General features: G+C 59.0%; 3 protein-coding genes. All 3 read right to left on the bottom strand.

Annotation, left to right across the window (positions count from 1 at the left end; translation table 11 throughout):
* Window positions 1-415: 415 nt before the first annotated feature.
* The 3 genes from R6V78_RS05570 to R6V78_RS05560 all read right to left on the bottom strand — a co-directional run bounded on the left by R6V78_RS05570 (window position 416) and on the right by R6V78_RS05560 (window position 3,660).
* Window positions 416-1,063 (bottom strand): hypothetical protein, encoded by a 648-nt coding sequence (locus tag R6V78_RS05570; RefSeq protein WP_410288343.1) that lies wholly within the window; start codon window positions 1,061-1,063, stop codon window positions 416-418.
* Window positions 1,064-1,339: 276 nt separating this feature from the next.
* Window positions 1,340-3,040 (bottom strand): S8 family serine peptidase, encoded by a 1,701-nt coding sequence (locus R6V78_RS05565; protein WP_410288345.1) that lies wholly within the window; start codon window positions 3,038-3,040, stop codon window positions 1,340-1,342.
* A gap of 479 nt (window positions 3,041-3,519) precedes the next feature.
* Complete coding sequence (locus R6V78_RS05560; protein ID WP_410288344.1) at window positions 3,520-3,660, bottom strand: PEP-CTERM sorting domain-containing protein; 141 nt, start codon at window positions 3,658-3,660, stop codon at window positions 3,520-3,522.
* Window positions 3,661-3,691: the final 31 nt, after the last annotated feature.

The raw sequence follows: 3,691 nt of genomic DNA, 5'->3' as shown, positions 1-3,691 counted from the left end.
CTTTAGCGTTCATGAACCCGTAAAAAGTCACAAACAGTGTCACTCCCGCGGAGGCGGGAGTCTATAACTATCTGAATCTTATGGATCCCCGCCTTCGCGAGGATGACAATAAACCTGAAATTTCGACTTTTTACGGAACCATCAGCGTTCGCACAACAAAATTCAGATTTCTGCGCACCACCTAAGGTCAGGGGTGGCAGCGGCCGCGGGTTCGCAGACCTTCGATTTGAACCGCGATAGCGAGCGCATTCCCCGTCGCTTGCGGCGGGGTTAGCGAGCGAACTGGAAATCGATTTTCATCCTTACGGTGAACCTTCCCCGCGGCTTGCCGCGGGGAAGGTTCAATCCGATCTTTTACGACTGTCGGGCAACGTCTGTCGATGCAGCCCGACCTGCCATGCTCCCGTCGATCGGATCACCGGCTCAACATCTCCACATACGCATTGCCCAAATCGGACTCGTAGGCGTCGCGGCACTGCTTCTGGCAAGTCCGGTCGTGGGCGCAGGTCGATGTGCATTCTTTGTAAGTACGCAGAAGGTCCCGCTGCACCGCTTCCCATTTGTCTTCCTGCTCGGGACTGAGGTCGACGGCTCGCTCCCAGGACATGCCGATGCGCAAGCCCGTGGCCTGGAAATCACCGATGACCACCGTCACCGGGTCGTCAGGCTGGATAATCTTGCTGGTGTTTGAAAAAAGAATCACGTAGGTGCGGCCGGCCTTGGGGTCGACGCCCGATGCCCGCAAAGGGCCTACTTTGGTCACGGGTACGTTAAAGACACTGCCGCTGGGTTCATGCAGCAGGTAGGCCTTTTCTTGGCGGCCGAGCAGGCTGCCGGCTTTTTGGGGGTCGAGCACGCGAAAACGAAAATCCACGAAATGGTCCGCTCCCGTCAGCCGGATGCTTTCCAGGCGGATGCCCCATTTTTCGAGGTCTTGCTGGGCGTCTGGACCCGACGGCGGCTTCAACGCCTGGCTCGTGCACCCGCCAAGCACTGCGGTTAACACCAGCAACCAACCCATGCGGCTGCAAGCCGCCCTCAACACAGAAGTTTTTAATCGCATCGGCTCACCTGTAATTTTAATGGGTATGAAAAAAAATTCCGCATGGTCGTATCCGACCCGACCAGGCCTCCGCAATCTGTTGAGTCAACCGGATGGCGCTGGAGCTGCATGATTGGCTCCGCTTTCGCAAAAAAGCCGAAGGCCGTCAAAGGCGACAGATTGCGGTTGCCTTGACCATAAGGGGATTGGGTCTCGAAGCCGAAAAACAAATAAACCAGTGATCATATGCCAATTAACAGAAAAGCCCGACCTCGTCAAACAACAATTGGGGTAATTTTAAGGCGCCAGTCCGGAAGGGCCGGGCGGCTTTCCGAAGAAATTTATGAACGTCTGGTAGTCGACAATATTGACGCTGCCGTCGCCGTTGAAATCGGCATGGGGGTCGTCCGTGCCGAAAGCCACGATGAACAACTGATAGTCGAGGATGTTGACCGTTAGGTCGTCGTTGAGGTCCGGGTCGCACATGTTGCCGAACCCGTCGCCGTCGGTATCGCGCTGGTCGGGATTGGCTGCCTGGGTGCAATTATCACAGCTGTCGGGGATGCCGTCCCGATCCCTGTCCCTGCCACCTCTGGGGCAGCGGATCGCCACATGGGCGCGCACCGCATCGAGCATCCCGTGGCCATAGACATCGTCCGGCCCATTGTCGCCCAGATCGACCGCCCCGCGCTGGACGGCGGCTTCCAGTTCCGCAACCGTGATGCCCGGAAAGGCCTCCATGAGCAGGGCCATGGCGCCGGCCGCGTGGGGAGCAGCAAAGGAGGTGCCCTCGCGGTAGAGATAGGCGCCGAAGGGGTAGGCCGTTTTGACGCCGAAAAACAGGGGGCCGTTGCTGGTGCCCGGTGCGACAACATGCGGAAAAACATCCGCTTGCGGACATGGAGCCCCGGGACCGCATCGGGGGCCGGCCTCCTCCTCCGGGCAGGCGGTAGGCCCGCGGCTGCTGAATCGGGCGATCTGCGTGGCGTCGTCCACGGCGCCTACGGCGAAGCTGTCCGGGTAGTTGGCCGGGCTGACGCTGGTGGCCATGTCGGGCCCATAGTTGCCTGCGGAAAAGACCACGGCGATGCCCACGGCCTTGAGGGCCCGCACGTCGGGTTCGAATTCCGTGTCGCACTGGTCCACGCGCTCGATGCTCCAAGAGTTGTTGACCACATCGGGGGCGTCAGGGGTGTCGGGGTCGCCGTCGGGGTCGAGCAGCCACTGGAAGCCCTGGTGGATGGTCGTGGTGGTAGCATCGCCCTGGTCGTCGAACACCCGCGCGGCGATCCACCGGGCCCCGGGAGCAACACCGATGACTGTTCCACCGGCATCCCCGCCGACCATGAGGCTCATGGTGGCGGTGCCGTGGCCGTCGCCATCGCGGGGAAGCATCGTCGCGGGGTCAAAGGCGTCGAACCAGCTGTTGGCGCCGCCCCGCCATCGGTCAAACAGATCGGGGTGGTTGATATCCACGCCGCTGTCCATGTTGGCCACCACCACTCCCTGACCGGTGAAACCCATGGCCCACAGTTCCGGGGCGCGGATGGCGTTGATGTTCCATTCCGGAATGCCGCTGACGACACCATCGGTGACCTGCAGCCTGAAGACCCGTTCCATGCGGATCTGGCGGATCTCCGGCAGGGCAGCGATCGTTTCGATCCGATCGGCAGGTACGCGCGCCGAGATCCCGTTGAACACCCAGAAGGGGATAATCCGGTCCGCGCCCACCGCCTGCAGCCGGTCCTTGAGCACCTTCTGGCTGGCGGCGGCTTTACTCTGCAGCAACCGCAGAAGCTGGGGTCTGTTGGCCGCCAGGTTGCCCAGGGCCACTTCAGGCAGTTTAACCTGGTCGGCCATTTCGATGATCACCGCCACCTTGTCATCGGGCAGGCGTAATGCCATGCGGGTCAGCAGGTCGGGGGTGATTTCAGCGGCGGCGCGCACATTGGCAGCCAATACAAGGACCAGGGCTACAAGGATCAAGGGACATCGCATTTTTCTCACAATTGTGCTCCAATTCGGGATTCACGGCGAACAGGTACCGGGAAAGCATGTCACTGCTCGACAAGCCTTTACAGGCGGACAGCCATGTATTGTGCAATTCACATACCACCAGCGCGTAATTGGAATGATATTTATTATCGAAGGGTTGGATAACTGCAGGCAAGACCACTGCGCCCTTGGGAAGAATTTTTACCTAGATGCAGAGAAAAAAATTGCTCAATTTCCAAAGATCTTGAGAATTTCACCCGTCGGGCTGCATTAGAAAAACAACCGGGAGAAGGGATGCCTTATTCAATATCGCCAGCAGGTTTGATGAACCTGTAAAAAATCGAAACCCAGCCCGACGGATAGTCTGCCCGCAGCGGCAGGCGGATTCCAACTCAGGTAAGTAAAAAGGCACTGCGCGTAGCAGTGCCTTTTTAAATGAGGTAGACTTTACGACTGTACCTTGGGCTATCTTACGGCAAGGGTCAACCGAAAATCTTGCGTCTGATCGCGACCAACCCAAGCATACCGCTGCCGAGCAGCAGCAGAGAGCCAGGGATCGGGACAGCGTTGTAGGACAGGTTGACATCGACAAAATCGCCGGTTCCGGACCCTTTAACGCCCATGTAAAGATCGATCACAATCTCAGCGGCCTGA

Source organism: Desulfosarcina sp. (assembly GCF_046496365.1).
In the GTDB taxonomy this organism is placed as follows: domain Bacteria; phylum Desulfobacterota; class Desulfobacteria; order Desulfobacterales; family Desulfosarcinaceae; genus Desulfosarcina.
This window is presented reverse-complemented; position numbering and strand designations above follow the sequence as displayed.

What these genes read in the sequence shown, in the direction of transcription:
- R6V78_RS05570 (WP_410288343.1), bottom strand. Translation starts at nt 1,063, where the DNA reads ATGCGATTAAAAACTTCTGTGTTGAGGGCGGCTTGCAGCCGCATGGGT.
- R6V78_RS05565 (WP_410288345.1), bottom strand. Translation starts at nt 3,040, where the DNA reads ATGCGATGTCCCTTGATCCTTGTAGCCCTGGTCCTTGTATTGGCTGCC.
- R6V78_RS05560 (WP_410288344.1), bottom strand. Translation starts at nt 3,660, where the DNA reads ATGGGCGTTAAAGGGTCCGGAACCGGCGATTTTGTCGATGTCAACCTG.